Origin of the sequence: Haloplanus litoreus (genome assembly GCF_045690335.1) — an archaeon.
Taxonomy (GTDB): Archaea; Halobacteriota; Halobacteria; order Halobacteriales; family Haloferacaceae; genus Haloplanus; species Haloplanus litoreus.
Genome location: NZ_CP147874.1, coordinates 2519958 through 2534186 on the forward strand (window position 1 = coordinate 2519958; position 14229 = coordinate 2534186).

Sequence of the window (14229 nt, forward strand, 5' to 3'; positions counted from 1 at the left end):
ATGATGGAAGCGTACCAGTATCCCGACGGGAGCATCACGTACCCGGGTCACCCCCTCGGTCCCGGAGGAGAGGAACCGGTCGATACGATCGACCTCAGCGAGTACACGGCCGAAATCGTCACGTGGACGACGAGCACCGCGGCGCCGCCGGGCGTCCGCGAACCGAATCCCCTCGCTATCGTCGAGTTCGACGTGGACGGGGAACCGGTTCGCGCGCTCGGTGGGCTGACCACCGACGACGTGGAAATCGGCGACGAGGTGCGGCCCGTGTACGTCGAGGAACTCCGGGAGCCCGGTGCCGGCATCCGGGAACCCGAGAGCCAGGAGTGGGACGGGTACCGGTTTGAGCCGCTCTGACGCCTGCCGAACCGGCGACACGCGCCACCGGTACGTGACGACGCCGTCGCTGTGGCTCTCGTACGGCGAGAACGAGTTCCGGCGTGCGACGGCGGCGTTCCGCAACGCCGGGATTTCGGTTCGAGAGAACTGAGTTTACTCGTCGGGCGCTTCGTCGATGAGGACGATCGCCTCGCCGTCGATGACCGTCTCACCGTCCTCGTCTTCGACGACGGTGGTCAGCCGGTAGCGGCCGTCGCCGAGGTCTTCGACGACCTCACAGATGGCGGTGACCGTCTCACCGATGTCGACGGGACCGAGGAACTGGAGGTCCTGTGAGAGGTAGATCGTCAGGCCGGGCAGGCGCGCCAGCGCGGCACTGATGAGACCGGAGACGAGCGTCCCGTGGACGATCTGTCGGCCGAAGCGTGTCTGCTCGGCGAAGTCGGGATCGAGGTGGAGTCGGTTCGTATCGCCGCTCGCGTCCGCGAACCCGCGGATCTCCCGTTCGCTGAGGGTCTTCGAGAACCTGATGCGGTCTCCCACGCCGACGACGCCGTCACTGCCCTCGTCGGCGTGTTCGAACGTCCAGTCGGCCTTCGAATAGCTCACCTCCGGCGAGACGGGCGGTTGCCGGTCGTCGCCGTCGGCGAGCGTCGGGAACATGGCCCGATTGGCCGCCATCATACTGCTGTAGAAATGCTCGACGCTGTTCGAGAAGTGTTTTCCTGACTCTACCCACGCGTCCGTGAGGCTACTCATCGGTGTTGAAGATTGTTCCTGCATTGGTTGTCTGTCCGTTGTTTGGGGTGGTCGGTTAAAGACTGGTCGCTTTCGCCGCCTGGCACGCCCGGGCGAAACCATCCAATGTCTTTGAGTGGTATAGGATGGTAACAAAAGTAAAGCTTATGCCTCTGGGCCGCCTCGGATGTAACAAGGATGACGCAAGACGAAGACGATGGATCGCCGATGTGGCCTCCCATGCCCTTTGCCCAGCAGTTTCAGAACGCAAGCGAAGACGCGGTCGAACAGCAGATGAAGCTGTTCAAGCAGTTCATGTCGGGCGGTGCCGGAAGCGGGTTCGACGGGTTCTCGCAACTGGGCGCGATGAGCATGGGCACCGCGATGTTCAAGACCCGCGTGCAGAGCGGGGGTCGCATCAGCATCCCCGATGCCGAGCGTGAGACGCTCGACATCGAAGACGGCGACATCGTCCAGACGATCGTCATCCCAGTGAAACGAAACTCCGAGTGAGACCCAATGAGTGTTAACAACCCCCTTAGTTCGGCTTTCCAGCTGCAACGCACGATGATCGAGCAGACCCGCCGCGCCGCCGAAACCGGCGTCGACGTCCAGCGCTCCGCCATGGAGACCTGGTTCGGCTCCTTCGAGTCGGTCAAGTCCGCCCAGAAGAGCGGTGTGACGCTCTCGAAGACGGCCATCGATGCCTACCTCGAGAGTATGAAGTCGGTCTTCCCCGAGGAGTCCGTCGCGGAACTCGAAGCGGCCGTCGACGAGCAGTTCGAGGCCGCCGACGAGATTCACGAGGACGCCTGGCAGTCCTTCCTGCAGGGCCTCGACGAGGCCGAGGCGACCTACGACGAAGTGACCGAGATGCAACTCGAACTGCTCGCGGACAGCTTCGACGCCTTCGAACAGATCCAGTCCGAGGCAGAGGAGACGACCGAAGAGGCCGTCGCCTCCGCCGAGGAACTGGCCGAATCGGCCTAACCGGAGCCTATTCCATCCCGACCCCCTATTTACATACGATGACTAACGATGCCAGCGATACGTTCGACGGACAGATGGACCAGTTCCTTGAGCGCATGACGGAAACGTATATGAACGCCCTCGACCGGAACCTCGACGCCCAGTCGGCGTTTCTCGAATCCTGGATGGATTCGATGGAGGACAGCCTCTCCGAGGAACGGATTCAGGAGGGCTACGAGGGATCGATGCGCGCCTACGAGGCGTGGATGGACGCCGCCGAGACGTCCTTCGAGCGCATGGGCAGCGCCATGCAGGGCGAAGACGTCGAACCGGAGGAGTTCCGTGACATCTGGCTCTCCTCGGCCAACGAGGCGTTCAAAGAGATGATGACCACGACGGCCTTCGCCGCGGCGACGGGCCAGACCGTCGAGGAGGCGATGGACATGCGACAGACCATCGACGAGGCTTCCGAGGAGACGCTCCACGCCCTCAACTTCGCGACGGTCGGTGACGTGCGCGAGGTCGGTGAACGTCTCGTCGAACTCGAACGCCGCCAGCACTCGATCGAGCAGAAGCTCGATCAGTTGATCGACCAGCAATGAACCCCTTCACTTTCCCGCTCGACGCCCAGCGCGACCTCTGGGAGCGCGCCGCCGCCGACGCGACGTCGGTCGGGGCCGTCCCCGACGGGTTGGAGACGATGGCCGAGGTGGAAGTCGGCGAGACGCCGAGCGAAGTCGTCTACCGTGAGAACAAACTCGAACTCCACCACTACGAGCCGCTGGTGCCCGAGGAGGAGCGCCACGACGTGCCCCTCCTCTTTGTCTACGCGCTCATCAACCGGCCGTACATCCTCGACCTCCAGCCGAATCGTAGCGTCATCCGGCGGATGCTGGAAGCCGGCTTCGACGTGTACATGATCGATTGGGGTGAACCGTCCGACCTCGATACGTCCCTGTCGCTGCACGACTACGTGAACCGGTACATCGACAACTGCGTCGACGAGGTGCGCGAACGCTCCGGTCAGGACTCGATCAACATCCTCGGCTACTGTATGGGTGGAACGATGAGCGTCATGTACGCGGCGCTCCACCCCGAGAAGGTCCGCAATCTGGGCCTGATGGCGGCGGGCCTCTGTTTCGACGGCACCGGCGGTATCCTCGAGATGTGGGGCGACGAGGACTTCTTCAGTCCCGGCGCGATCACCGAGACGTTCGGCAACGTCCCTGCGGAGTTCCTAGACGTCGGGTTCGCGCTGATGGACCCCGTCCACAACTACATCACGAAGTACGGCAACCTCTACGACAACATCGAGGACGACGACTTCGTGGAGAACTTCGCCCGGATGGAGCGCTGGCTCAACGACCCCATCGACGTCGCCGGCGTCGCCTACCGGGAGTTCTTAGAGGACGTCTACCAGGGGAACAAGCTCTACCGTAACGAACTGGAACTGAACGGAGAGCGGGTCGACCTCGACGACATCACTATGCCCGTGTTGCAGGTGATCGGCGAGTACGATCACCTCATTCCGCCGGAGGCGAGCAAGCCGTTCAACGAGAAAGTCGCCAGCGACGACACCGAGATCATGGAGTTCTCGACTGGTCACATCGGTCTCTCGGTGTCGAGTTCCACGCACGAACACCTCTGGCCCGACGTCGCCGAGTGGTTCGCCGAGCGGTCGGTCGACGACGGCGAGTCGACGGACACGGACGCCGCTACGGAGGCACCCGAAACCGACACCCCCGACGCCGCCGTCGCCGAGGACGTCGATACGACGGAGGCTGACGTGACCGAGGAGGACGGCACGGCGGCCGACGTGGCCGGCACCGACCTGCAGGAACTCGACGGTATCGGCCCGGCCTACGCCGAGCGTCTGGCGTCGGCAGGCGTGGCGTCGGTGGAGGCACTCGTGGACGCCGAGGCCGCCACGCTGTCGGCGGAGTCCGGCATCGACGAGGGCCGCATCCGCCGGTGGATCGACGACGCCAGCGAGCGGACCGCGTAGGTGGGACGACGCTCCGCGTCGTGACACCGGACCACACGAACGATCATTGCGTATATATGGACATATCATCTCATATTAGGAATTTCCATAGTATGGTGCATATATTGGAAGAGTTTATTACTTAGAAGACGGACATTTCGAGTAGATCATGAGCACGAACACGAGCGCAAACCAGATGATCGCCTCGGCCGCCGACCGCTTCGACATCCCCGACGACCTCACCGCCGCCGACACGAAGCTCGTTTACCTCTTCGTCACCGTCTCGGACGGTGTCACCATCGGCGACCTTCAGTCGACGCTCGACATCAAGAAAATCAGCCTCTTTCCCGTCCTCGACACCCTCTCGGAGCGGGGACTGATCGACCGCGTCGACGACAAGTACGTCAACGCCGCGGCGTAACGTCGCCGACTCGGTCTCTAGTGCTCTCGTGTCACCCCCCACGGGTGGTACTCACTCCGTTCCGGTCTCCTCTCCGTTCTCGTCGTCTTCCATCGAGTCCTTGATCGACGCCAGTTCCGCGTCCACGTCGACCGTTTCCCCCTCCTCCTCGACGTCGATGGCGACCCCCTGCCCGCGGTCCGCCCGGTCGTCGCGCCGGCGGTCCCCGCGTTCCTCTCCACCTCGTCCCCCGTCGTCGACCGCCGCCAACCGCTCGTCGATCTCCGCCGTCAGTGATCGGGCGTCCGCGAGCACCGACCCCGCCGCAGACTCCTCGGGGAGGTCGGCTCCGGTGAGCGCCTCCCGCAGGTCCGCAAGCGCGTCCCGAAGGGTGGTCACGTCGGGGGACTCCGGCGACCGCAGTCGGTCCCGAAGCCGCCCTTCACTCGGCCGCGGCCCGGCGAGTCGGAGCACCGCGCGCAGCAGTTCCAGCGACTGCACCGTCGCTTCGAGCAGGGCGATCAGCGTCGGAATCGTGTACTCTTCGGTGAACCGCAGCATCTCGCCGGGCGTCGGTGGTCGGCGACGTGGCACGTCCGTCGCGCCGCGGGATCGCCGCCCGCCGCCCCGCACGTCCCGGTCCACGGCGGATCGGAGGTCAGTGAGGGTCTCCTCCAGTTCCGAGAGCAGGACCGCCAGATCCTCGTCGTCGTCGTGGCTCATACCGCCTCTTGCGGCCGGAGGCGCATATACTGTCGGCCCTACTCGCGTCGCCAGCGGACCACCGCGGCCGTCAGCAGTGCGAAGAGGGCGACGACGGCGCCGAACCCGTCGCCCGACGATTCGGTGGTCGTCGCCGGTGTCGGTTCGGGCGTCGGCGTCGGCGTCGGTTCGGGGACCGGTTCGGGCGTCGGCGTCGCGGTCGATGGGGGCGTCGCCGTCGGTTCCGGGGTCGGTTCCGGGGTCGGTTCCGGGGTCGGTTCGGGCGTCGGCGTCGCGGTCGATGGGGGCGTCGGCTCTGGGGTCGGTTCGGGCGTCGGCGTCGCGGTTCGGCCGCCGGCGACGGTCACCTCGGTCGTCGCCGATCCGGCCTCGATGTTGCTCCCTTCGACTTCGATCCGGTAGGGTCCCGGATCGGCACTGCTCGTGTCGACGGTGACGTTCCCACCGCTCTCGGTGATCCGCTCGTTGCCCGCCAGATCGACCCCGTCTGGACTCTCGACGGTCACGTCGAGGCGGTCGGCCTCGGCGAAGTTGTACTCGACCGTGATTCGCACCTCCTCGAAGTCGCTGGCTTCGACGGTGTCACCCGCAATGTCGACGCCGCGTTCGTTGCGGACGTCGAAGTCGGTGATCCGTGGCTGAACGACGACCAGTTCCGGGTCGTCGTCGTCGTCCGTGTCGGCGTCGTACGAGCCGGGACTCACCCCGTCGAAGTCGGCGTTCTCCGGGGAAACCGTGAACACCGAGTCGCCAGTCGTCGAAATGAACGTCGTTCGCTCGGTGCCGACGGTGCCGCCGCCGGTAAGCTGGACGTTCGAGATGTCGAGCGTCTCACTGACGTACACACGGACGGGTGGACTGGTGTCGGATGGTTCGTCGCGTGGCTCCTCGACGGCGACGCCCACGCCGGTGATGCCGGCGACGACGAGGACGGCGACGAGGAGTGTGGCGAGGGCCGATCGGGAACGGGGGGGCACGTCGGATCGCATGGAGTCACGGTACGGGGTCCCCGACCATGGATCTTGTCGAAAGGGACGCCGTTCCCTTGCCGGGAATGGAAACGCTCTTTTGAGAGTCACACGGAGTGTGTGCGTATGACCGACGGGGACGACGAGACCGACCTACCGGCCGAGACCCTCGACTCCCGCCTCGACGGGATCGCCGAGGACCTCGAGGCTGCCGAGACTGAAGCCGACCTCGACGCGGTCGAGGAGACGCTCGACGGGATCGCCGAGGACCTCGAGGCCGCCGACCTCCCGACCCCGGACGGCGAGGACGAGGACGAGGACGACCCCCGTGAGGACCTCGAAGCGCGCCTCGACGACCTCCGCGACGACCTGGAGGCCGCACGCGGCCCCTACGCGTCCGACGTGGTCGACGACGTGGAGGCCGCCAAGGCGACCCTCGCCGACACCGAATGGACCGAAGACGGCGAGGGTGAGGCCGCCGCGGCCGTCGCCGCCTTCGTCGACGAGGTGGCGGAGATTCTGGACACCGATCTCGCGGGAGAGGACGACGAGGCCCTCGACGCGGCTGCCGCAGCCGTCACGGACGCGGGTCTCGACGCCGACGCCGACGCCGAGACCATCGACGCCCTCCTCGTCGCCACCGACGACCTGTCCGCCGGCCTCGACGACGCCGAGGAGTGGGACGACCTGGAGACCCACGAACAGCTCCGAGCGCAGGGATTCTACGACGTGCTCGGCCACTACAAGGACTACCCGGTCGAGTGGGCGGCGCTCAAGGAGTGGGAACAGCAGGGCAACGTCGAGATGGTGCTCCTGGCCCTCGATAGCTTCCAGTCCGAGTTCATGGAGCGCCACTGCCTCGAGGCCATCACGCGGATGAACGACGACGAGGCCTTCGACGCCATGCACCAGCGTGCGGGCAAGCGCGACAAGCCCGGGATCAAGGCGATTGGCAAGATGGCGGCGACGGACGCCGTCGAAACACTGCTGGAGTACGTCGACGCCGACTCCGACCCCGGACTCCAGAAGGTGACGTTCAAGGCCCTCGGTGAAATCGGCAGCGAGGAGGCGACCGCGCCGCTCGCGAACAAACTCGAGGCCGAGAACGAGCAGATCCGTCCTCACGCCGCTCGCGCACTCGGCCTCATCGGCGACACGCGGGCCGTCGACCCGCTGGCCGGCGTCCTGGCCGACGGCGAGACCGACGAGACCCGCGCCGCGGCCGCGTGGGCGCTCCGCCAGATCGGCACCGAACGCGCGCTCTCCGCTGCCGCCGACTACGTCGACGACCGTGCGTACCTCGTCCAGCACGAGGCATCCCGAGCCGCCGACGCGCTGTCGGTCGAACAGCCGGCCTGATCCCAACCCTCTTTCCTCCGGCAGCCGTCCCCCGTCCATGTCCACGGAGTCGAACGCCCTCGGCACCGACCTCGAACCGTGCAGCACCGATCCCGAGACCGGCTACCTTCGGGACGGCTGCTGTCACCACGTCGAGTCCGACCGGGGCCGACACGAGATCTGCGCGGTGATGACTGAAGAGTTTCTGGAGTACTCGCGAGCGCGGGGCAACGACCTGCTCACGCCCCGTCCGGAGTTCGACTTCCCGGGGTTGACCCCCGGCGACCGCTGGTGTGTCTGTCTGGGCCGCTGGGTCGAGGCCGAAGCCGACGGCGTCGCCCCACCGGTCGTCCTCGAGGCGACGGCGGAGGCAGTGCTGGAGGAGATTCCCTTCTCGACGCTACTGGACCACGAGTACGAAGACGCGGACGGGGCGTGACCGGTCACTCCGCCGCTCGCGGGTACGACTGACGCCCCCCAGTCGAGTTCCGGCCCACGAGCGTCGTCACCGCTTGCGTCCGTCCCGCCTCGTCCAGGCGGATTCGCTCCCGATACTCGAGGATCGTCAGGTCGAGACACGCCCTGAGCAGGTCGTTCGCTCGGAACCGGTACCGGTCGTTCGACGGGCCGATGTCGATCGGGTCGCTCGACCGAAGGTGGTGTTCGTAGATCAGGACGCCATCCGGCGCCAGCGCCTCCTTGATGTCTGGCAGGAGATCGAGCGCGGCGAAGTAACTCACCGTGATCACGTCGTACGCCGACGCCTCGAACTCGAAGTCCGCAACGTCGCTCCGGATCCACGTCACGCGCTCGTCGACACCGTCGTCGCGGGCGGCGCGGGCGGCTCTGTCGAGTGCCTCGTCGGAGACGTCCACGGCGTCGACGTCGTACCCCTCGCTGGCGAGAAATCGGGCGTTCCGTCCCGTCCCCGTCGCGACGTCGAGGGCACGCCCCGTCGGAAGCGCGTCGACGCGACGGCCGAGTTCGGGGATCGAATCGTCCGGAAGGTCGAACTCCTCGTCCGTACTGTACTTCTCGTTCCAGCGCTCTCGGTCGTCGGTCACGACCCCACGAAGTCGTCGGAGGGGTAAGTCCCCGTCGCCTCCGTGAATCGACACACCCATTCTTGCCGGCGAAGAAGGGTCACGCGTGCCCGTCGGTCGCTACCGGAACGCCGGCCTGTTCGTTCTCCTCGGGGTACTGTTCGGCAGTTCGTTCGTCGCGATCAAGGCCGGGTTGGACGCACTCCCGCCCGTCTTCTTCGCGGCCCTCCGCTTCGACATCGCCGCACCGATCCTCCTCGTCTACGCCGCCTGGCGCTACGACGCGTGGCGTCCGCGGAGCCGCGCCGATCTGACCGCACTCGCCGTCGGCGCCGTGACCATCGTCGCGGCGAACAACGGCCTGCTCTTTCTCGGCCAGCGGGCCATCACGCCCGCCGCGGCGTCCGTGATGTACGGGTTGAATCCGATCCTCTCCCCCGCGGTGGCCTTCCTGTTGCTCGGAGACCGACTCGACGTGCGAGGCGTCGTCGGCATCCTCCTCGGACTGGTCGGCGTCGTCGTCATCGTCCAGCCGTCGCCGGAGACGCTCACGTCCGGGTCGACGGTCGGCCAACTGTACGTCCTCGGCGCAGCGGCGCTCATCGCCCTCGGGAGCGTCCTCATGCGTCGTATCGACGCGACGATGGCGAGCGTTCCGCTGACCGCGTGGGCGATGGCGCTCGGAGCCGTCCTCCTCCACCTGTGGAGCCTCGCCATCGGCGAGTCGGTGGCCGACACCGCCCCGACGACGACGCTCGTCCTCGCGGTGCTCGTCGTCTCGATTCCGTCGACGGCGGCCGCCTACCCGATCTACTTCACGCTCATCCGGCGGATCGGTCCGGTTCGCACGAATCTGGTGGCCTACGTCGTCCCCATGGTCGCCGCTCTCACCGGGTGGCTCCTCCTCGACGAACCCGTCACGCTGGCCACCGCCGCTGGATTCTGTGTCGTCGTCGCCGGCGTCTGCCTCCTCGAACGCCACGTCGTCGCCGCCGAACTCTCGCGGGTCTCCGCCCTCCTCGGCCGCTGATCGCCCGCCGTCGACGCCCATGCTGACGTGATAGGTAGCTTTACTTTCCGGGACGCTGAACATAACCTCGCTCGGGACCGGAAGGAGTCGTCCCGCATCGAGACGCCATCGTTCGGCGCACCGATCCGGCTGGCCCACCGGGGGCACCGTTTCGACCACCCGACCCGGGCAGACGCGACATGCCACTCGGCGCCGCCCCCCGATGTCGGCTCGACCACCCGAGCCCGGCGGCGCCGAGTTCGTTCGCGTTCCTCCCCGCTCCCGGGTTCGACCCGCTACGCCGTCCGTCGCTCCGGACCCACGTACTCCCCGTCGCCACCGGCCTCCAATCCGGCTCTCGCCGTCGGCAGCGCCGTCCGCTGTCTCCGGCCCGACACACCGCGGCGGCGCCGTCACTCGTCCGGCCTTCGTTCGACAGCAGGTCCGGTACTCCCCCGGTCCCCACGGGGACGGGGTCAGATATCCTCGTTCGTCCGCGCTGGAACCGCGACCGATTCGCTCCCCTCGCCGAAGATCCGTTCCCAGACGACCAGCGCGGAGGGCAACACCAGCAACGACGACAGGAACGCGTAGATCACCGACAGCGCGGTGAGGAGACCGAAGTCGCCGATGGCGGGGAACACCGAGAGGACGAGAACACCGATCCCGAACACCGTCGTGAGGACGCTCCCGAGGAGGGCGCCGCCGGTCCCGTACACGCTTCGGGTGAGGGCGTCGAGGGTTGTCGGCTGGAGGCGTCGCTCGTCGATGTAGCGGTGGGTGAGGTGGACGGAGTAGTCGATACCGAGACCGATGGTCATCGCGAGCACCGTCGCGGTGAAGGCGTTCAACGAGAAGCCGAGATACCGCATCGATCCGCCGACGAAGGCCACCGTGACCACGATGGGGACGAGGTTCGCCAGGCCGAGCGACGCCTGTCCCTCCAGCACCCAGTAGACGAACAGCAGGAAGACGGCGGTGCCGGCCAGCGCCAGGCCGAGGCTGAGGATCGCCGAGTCGAAGATGATGGCCGAAATCGCCTCGAACACGACGATACCGCCGGTCGCCGTCGCTCCCATCCGGTAGCGGTCGGCCACCGTCCGCGCGTCGGCCGTGATGGCGGCGTCACTCTCGTCGCCTTTCACCGAGTACACCACGCGGGCGCTTCGGCGGTCCTCCGTGAGGTAGTCGAGCGCCCGATCCCGCGCCGGCGAGGCGAACAGGTAGTCGTACACCTCCCCGAGGTTTCGATCCGGGATACCGTTGGCGTTCCGGTCGTTCCGAGCCACCAGCGCGTCGAATCGGGGGTCGCGCTCTTGGTAGGCGAGGATGACCGTCACGATGCTGGTCTCCCGGGCGTGCCGACCGTCCCGCACGAAGGTGTCGGGCGGGTTCTCGCCCGCACGGTAGATCGACTCTAGCGCGGTGTTGCGCTCCATCGGCGCCTCCACGTACACCACCACCTCGTCGTCCTCACTCGACTCGAAGTTGTCTTCGAGAAAGTTGATCGTCGCCGTGATAGTGTACTCGCTCGGCTCGAACGGCTCGGGGAGCGCGTCGTAGAAATCGGCCGTCTCTTCGGGCGGCAGGAACTGCTCCTGTGAGAACGTCGTGTCGATGCCCGCCGCGTAGTAACCGGCGCCCCCCGCGGCGACGACGCTGATCAGCAAGAAAGCGACCGGGAGGCGCCGTGCGACGAAGACGCCGAGTGAGAGGCCGCTCCCGAGCGTCGACCCCTCGGAGCCGATGGGCGTCTGCGAGAACGTTGGGATCGGGTAGCGTTCGCGGAGCCCGTCGGTGTACAGCTTCAGCGACGGCAGGAAGACGCCGAAGACCAGGAACGTAAAGGCGATGCCGATGGCGGCGACGACGCCGAACTCCCGGATCGGAGGCAGGTCGCTCACGAGGTTCGAGGAGAAGCCGATCACCGTCGTGGTGGTGACGATGAAGAACGCGACCAGCAACTGGTCGGTCGTGGTGCGCATCGCCCGTACGGGGTCGTCCTCCGTGAGCCGCTCCTCGCGGTAGCGGTTGATCGCGTGGATACCGAAGTCGATGCCGACCGCCAGCAACAGCGGTGGGACGGCGATGAGGATCTGTGAGAAGGCGATGCCGGCGAATCCCATGAAGCCGAACGTCCAGACGATGGTCATGCTCAGTCCGGTCAGCCCGAGGAGCAGATCCACCAGGTCGCGGTAGGCGACGATCAAGAACAGCGCGATCAACACCACCGCCGCGGGAACGACGATGAGCAGGGAGTCGCTGATGACCGTCCCGAACTCGACGGCGGTGATTCCGGACCCGAAGACGACGATGTCGCCGCCGGCGGCGTCGGCGACGTACCGTGCTTCGATCTGAATCGATTCGAGCGGGCTCGCACTCCCCTGCCCCGTCCCCGTATCCAGTCCCGCGGGGACCTCGTGGGTGACGATACCGATAGTCGCGGAGGCCGAGGCGGCAGTCGGGTTGAAGTCGTCGCTCAGGAGCGCGGTGAACCGCGGGTTCTCCCGAGCGAGCGTCCGGACCGCGGTCCGTATCTCGCCGGTCGTCGCGCGCTCGACTGCGTCCCGCTCCGATTCGAGCGTCTCGGCGCCCGGGTCGAGCTGCCGGGCGACCTGCCGCGCGGCGCTCTCGGTCGCTACGACCCGCATGTCCGGATCGTCGGCCAGTCGCTCCTGTACGGTGAGCATCCGCAGTAGCCCCCGCTTCGAGAGGACGTTCTCGCCACGCTGGATGAGCTGCGTGCTCCCCTCGTCCGGTTCGAACGGGGCCGAGAACTTCTCGTTCACGTCCTGTAACGCCTCTTCCTCCGGAACGTCCTCGGCGAAGGACTCGGTCCCCGAATCGGTCGAGACGGCGGGCAGCCCGGCGGCGAACACGGCGGTCACGACGAAGAAGGCCAACACGACGGTCCCGGGTCGTCCGGTGATCCAGTCGTCGGCCACGTCGATGAACCGCTGATAGTCGACAGTCACACGGCCTACCTCCGCCGCGCGACGATGATTGCGGCCCCGACGAGCGCGATGGCGGCGAGACCCACGAGGAGCCCGACGGGAAGCCCACCGCCCCGGCGCTCCTCTACGGTGATCGGGAGCCGGACGGTGTCGGAGATCAGGGTCGTGCCGTCCGGTCGGTCGTACTCGAAGTCGAGCGAGACCGGGTACGCCTTGGGGAAGGTCCCGCCGGCGACGCTCACCTCGAAACTGATTTCGGCCGAATCGCCGGGTGCGAGTTCGTCCACGAACGCTTCGTCGTCGTCCGTCGAGATCGGGTCGTCGACGAACAGCTTCGCGGAGACGTCCGAGAGCGTCTCGTCGTCCGCGTTGGTAACTCGGAGCACGAGCCGCCCGCTGCCGCCCGCCCGCACCGTCGACTCCGTGGCCTCGACGGTGAAGGAATCTCGCTCCGGTGCCACGTCGAGGCGCGCGGTGAGCGCGTCGCTCGTCAGGTTATCACCGTCCTCGTTCTCGTAGGCGACGACGAAGCGCAACTGTCGCGAGCCGGGATCGGCGGCGCTCGACACCTCCACGTCGAACCCGAAGGGCGCCGACTCGCCCGGCGCCAGGTCGGGGATGGCGAACTCCGTCTCACTCGCGTCGAAGTTCGGGCTCCTCGGCTCGAAGACCACTACCGCGTCGGTGATCGGTGTCGGCCCTTCGTTCGTCACGGTACCGCTGACCGTCCCCTCGTGGTCGATTCGAAGCGACGATTCGACGCCGGACAGCGAGAACGCCTGTTCGGCTCGCGGGCGGACGCTCGATCGGAGTTCGTTCGAGGTGCCGCTGATCCCGTCCGAGTCCGTATACGAGATCCGGCCAGTGACCGTATAATCCCGGAGTTCGGCGTCGTCGACGACGTTCACCGGGAACGTCACCGTCTTTGTTTCCCCGGGCCGCCACTCGCCGACGAACGACTCCGCGGTGGTGGCTCCGCCGAACGTCAGGTCGTCGTTCGCCGAGGTCAGGTCGACGCTCGCCCCACGGACGACTTCGCTTCCGACGTGGCGCACCGAGACGGACATCCTCCCCGAGCCACCGATCTGGGCGTCGGTCTCGACGTCCTCGATGCTGAATCGGGGCCGCTCCTCGACGACGATGGGAACCGACACGCGCTTGGTGACCTCGACGTCGTCGTACTCCGGGCCATCGGAGCGGTCGGTGACGTCGTACAGGACCGTCGACGTGTAGGTGTACGAAAGCGTCACCGGCAGTCGGTACGTCCCCGGCGGCACCGATTCGGGCACCGTGAGTTCGATGGACGCCGGCCCGTGGGTTCCCTCCGGTACCGTCCCCACCGGAATCTCGTCCGTCACGACGTCGACGCCGCGGACCGCGCCGACGTCCAACGTCGTCGTACGGGCCGTCGTGACGCGGTTCTCGAACTCCTGCGGTCCCCCTCTGACCAGTCGTGCGTCGTTGACGACGTAGACGTCCAGGGTCGCCGTCTCGCCGGGCGCGACTCGGTTGTCCGGGACCGTCAGAGAGAGGTCCGCCCGCCCGACGACCACCGAATCGGCGGCCACCACCGGCGTCGCGGGCACGAGCAGCAACACCACGAGGAGGACCGCTGCCAACCGCTGATTCACGCTCGGACCACCCAGAGCGCTCGCTCCGACCATCCCGCCGAACTCGCCTCACTCTGAATCACTGTGCCGTACCAAGGATGTCAATGGAATTAAATTATGTGTTGGGTTACGGCCTCTCCAAATCTTTATCGCG

The 14229-nt window shown here is 66.7% G+C and carries 16 protein-coding genes; 10 read left to right on the forward strand and 6 right to left on the reverse strand.

Going from position 1 to position 14229, the window contains the following annotated elements; translation table 11 throughout:
* The first annotated feature begins 3 nt into the window (after positions 1–3).
* Together V8686_RS13460 and V8686_RS13465 are read left to right on the forward strand one after the other, a co-directional pair.
* Positions 4–357 carry an OB-fold domain-containing protein gene (locus tag V8686_RS13460; protein ID WP_379706600.1) on the forward strand — a complete coding sequence of 118 codons (354 nt, stop codon included), beginning with the start codon at positions 4–6 and terminating at the stop codon, positions 355–357.
* Entirely contained in the window at positions 344–490 is a 147-nt protein-coding gene (locus V8686_RS13465; protein ID WP_379704959.1) for a hypothetical protein, read from the forward strand. Before V8686_RS13460 ends, V8686_RS13465 begins: the two co-directional genes overlap by 14 nt.
* Before the next feature lie 2 nt (positions 491–492).
* Here V8686_RS13465 and V8686_RS13470 read toward each other — a convergent pair whose 3' ends face one another.
* The gene (locus tag V8686_RS13470; protein WP_379704961.1) at positions 493–1098 is read right to left on the reverse strand and encodes a MaoC family dehydratase; all 606 of its coding nucleotides are present in this window, start codon (positions 1096–1098) and stop codon (positions 493–495) included.
* Between the two features lie 177 nt (positions 1099–1275).
* Here V8686_RS13470 and V8686_RS13475 point away from each other — a divergent pair, with 177 nt between their 5' ends.
* The 5 genes from V8686_RS13475 (at position 1276) to V8686_RS13495 (ending at position 4451) form a co-directional block, all read left to right on the forward strand.
* Positions 1276–1590 (forward strand): AbrB/MazE/SpoVT family DNA-binding domain-containing protein, encoded by a 315-nt coding sequence (locus tag V8686_RS13475; RefSeq protein WP_379704963.1) that lies wholly within the window; start codon positions 1276–1278, stop codon positions 1588–1590.
* Between the two features lie 54 nt (positions 1591–1644).
* Positions 1645–2067 (forward strand): hypothetical protein, encoded by a 423-nt coding sequence (locus V8686_RS13480; protein ID WP_379704964.1) that lies wholly within the window; start codon positions 1645–1647, stop codon positions 2065–2067.
* Between the two features lie 38 nt (positions 2068–2105).
* A complete protein-coding gene (locus V8686_RS13485; protein ID WP_379704966.1) occupies positions 2106–2648 on the forward strand; it encodes a poly(R)-hydroxyalkanoic acid synthase subunit PhaE in 543 nt (180 codons plus the stop codon).
* Positions 2645–4051, forward strand: a complete 1407-nt coding sequence (gene phaC, locus V8686_RS13490; protein ID WP_379704968.1) for a class III poly(R)-hydroxyalkanoic acid synthase subunit PhaC — start codon at positions 2645–2647, stop codon at positions 4049–4051. Before V8686_RS13485 ends, phaC begins: the two co-directional genes overlap by 4 nt.
* 148 nt (positions 4052–4199) lie before the next feature.
* Positions 4200–4451, forward strand: coding sequence for a TrmB family transcriptional regulator (locus V8686_RS13495; protein WP_379704970.1), 252 nt, complete (start codon positions 4200–4202; stop codon positions 4449–4451).
* Between the two features lie 51 nt (positions 4452–4502).
* Here the strand turns inward: V8686_RS13495 and V8686_RS13500 are convergent, their stop codons facing one another.
* Both V8686_RS13500 and V8686_RS13505 read right to left on the reverse strand, forming a co-directional pair.
* On the reverse strand, positions 4503–5153 hold the full coding sequence (locus V8686_RS13500; protein ID WP_379704972.1) for a DUF7547 family protein: 651 nt from the start codon (positions 5151–5153) through the stop codon (positions 4503–4505).
* Positions 5154–5191: 38 nt separating this feature from the next.
* On the reverse strand, positions 5192–6142 hold the full coding sequence (locus tag V8686_RS13505; RefSeq protein WP_379704974.1) for a PGF-CTERM sorting domain-containing protein: 951 nt from the start codon (positions 6140–6142) through the stop codon (positions 5192–5194).
* A gap of 105 nt (positions 6143–6247) precedes the next feature.
* Between V8686_RS13505 and V8686_RS13510 the strand changes: the two genes are divergently transcribed.
* Positions 6248–7480: a HEAT repeat domain-containing protein gene (locus tag V8686_RS13510; RefSeq protein WP_379704976.1), complete on the forward strand. Its 1233-nt coding sequence runs from the start codon at positions 6248–6250 to the stop codon at positions 7478–7480.
* A 37-nt stretch (positions 7481–7517) separates the two neighbouring features.
* On the forward strand, positions 7518–7898 hold the full coding sequence (locus tag V8686_RS13515; protein WP_379704978.1) for a DUF2237 family protein: 381 nt from the start codon (positions 7518–7520) through the stop codon (positions 7896–7898).
* A 4-nt stretch (positions 7899–7902) separates the two neighbouring features.
* Here the strand turns inward: V8686_RS13515 and V8686_RS13520 are convergent, their stop codons facing one another.
* Entirely contained in the window at positions 7903–8523 is a 621-nt protein-coding gene (locus V8686_RS13520; RefSeq protein WP_379704980.1) for a class I SAM-dependent methyltransferase, read from the reverse strand.
* Between the two features lie 85 nt (positions 8524–8608).
* Between V8686_RS13520 and V8686_RS13525 the strand changes: the two genes are divergently transcribed.
* Entirely contained in the window at positions 8609–9532 is a 924-nt protein-coding gene (locus V8686_RS13525) for a DMT family transporter (RefSeq protein WP_379704982.1), read from the forward strand.
* A gap of 455 nt (positions 9533–9987) precedes the next feature.
* Here the strand turns inward: V8686_RS13525 and V8686_RS13530 are convergent, their stop codons facing one another.
* Positions 9988–12486 carry an efflux RND transporter permease subunit gene (locus tag V8686_RS13530; protein ID WP_379704984.1) on the reverse strand — a complete coding sequence of 833 codons (2499 nt, stop codon included), beginning with the start codon at positions 12484–12486 and terminating at the stop codon, positions 9988–9990.
* Between the two features lie 5 nt (positions 12487–12491).
* Entirely contained in the window at positions 12492–14129 is a 1638-nt protein-coding gene (locus tag V8686_RS13535; protein ID WP_379719617.1) for a COG1361 S-layer family protein, read from the reverse strand.
* Between the last annotated feature and the right edge of the window lie 100 nt (positions 14130–14229).

Excerpts from the sequence above, each read along its gene's own strand:
- V8686_RS13460 (WP_379706600.1), top strand. The coding sequence starts at position 4 with ATGGAAGCGTACCAGTATCCCGACGGGAGCATCACGTACCCGGGTCAC.
- V8686_RS13470 (WP_379704961.1), bottom strand. The coding sequence starts at position 1,098 with ATGAGTAGCCTCACGGACGCGTGGGTAGAGTCAGGAAAACACTTCTCG.
- V8686_RS13475 (WP_379704963.1), top strand. The coding sequence starts at position 1,276 with ATGACGCAAGACGAAGACGATGGATCGCCGATGTGGCCTCCCATGCCC.
- V8686_RS13480 (WP_379704964.1), top strand. The coding sequence starts at position 1,645 with ATGATCGAGCAGACCCGCCGCGCCGCCGAAACCGGCGTCGACGTCCAG.
- V8686_RS13485 (WP_379704966.1), top strand. The coding sequence starts at position 2,106 with ATGACTAACGATGCCAGCGATACGTTCGACGGACAGATGGACCAGTTC.
- phaC (WP_379704968.1), top strand. The coding sequence starts at position 2,645 with ATGAACCCCTTCACTTTCCCGCTCGACGCCCAGCGCGACCTCTGGGAG.
- V8686_RS13495 (WP_379704970.1), top strand. The coding sequence starts at position 4,200 with ATGAGCACGAACACGAGCGCAAACCAGATGATCGCCTCGGCCGCCGAC.
- V8686_RS13500 (WP_379704972.1), bottom strand. The coding sequence starts at position 5,153 with ATGAGCCACGACGACGACGAGGATCTGGCGGTCCTGCTCTCGGAACTG.
- V8686_RS13505 (WP_379704974.1), bottom strand. The coding sequence starts at position 6,142 with ATGCGATCCGACGTGCCCCCCCGTTCCCGATCGGCCCTCGCCACACTC.
- V8686_RS13510 (WP_379704976.1), top strand. The coding sequence starts at position 6,248 with ATGACCGACGGGGACGACGAGACCGACCTACCGGCCGAGACCCTCGAC.
- V8686_RS13515 (WP_379704978.1), top strand. The coding sequence starts at position 7,518 with ATGTCCACGGAGTCGAACGCCCTCGGCACCGACCTCGAACCGTGCAGC.
- V8686_RS13535 (WP_379719617.1), bottom strand. The coding sequence starts at position 14,129 with ATGGTCGGAGCGAGCGCTCTGGGTGGTCCGAGCGTGAATCAGCGGTTG.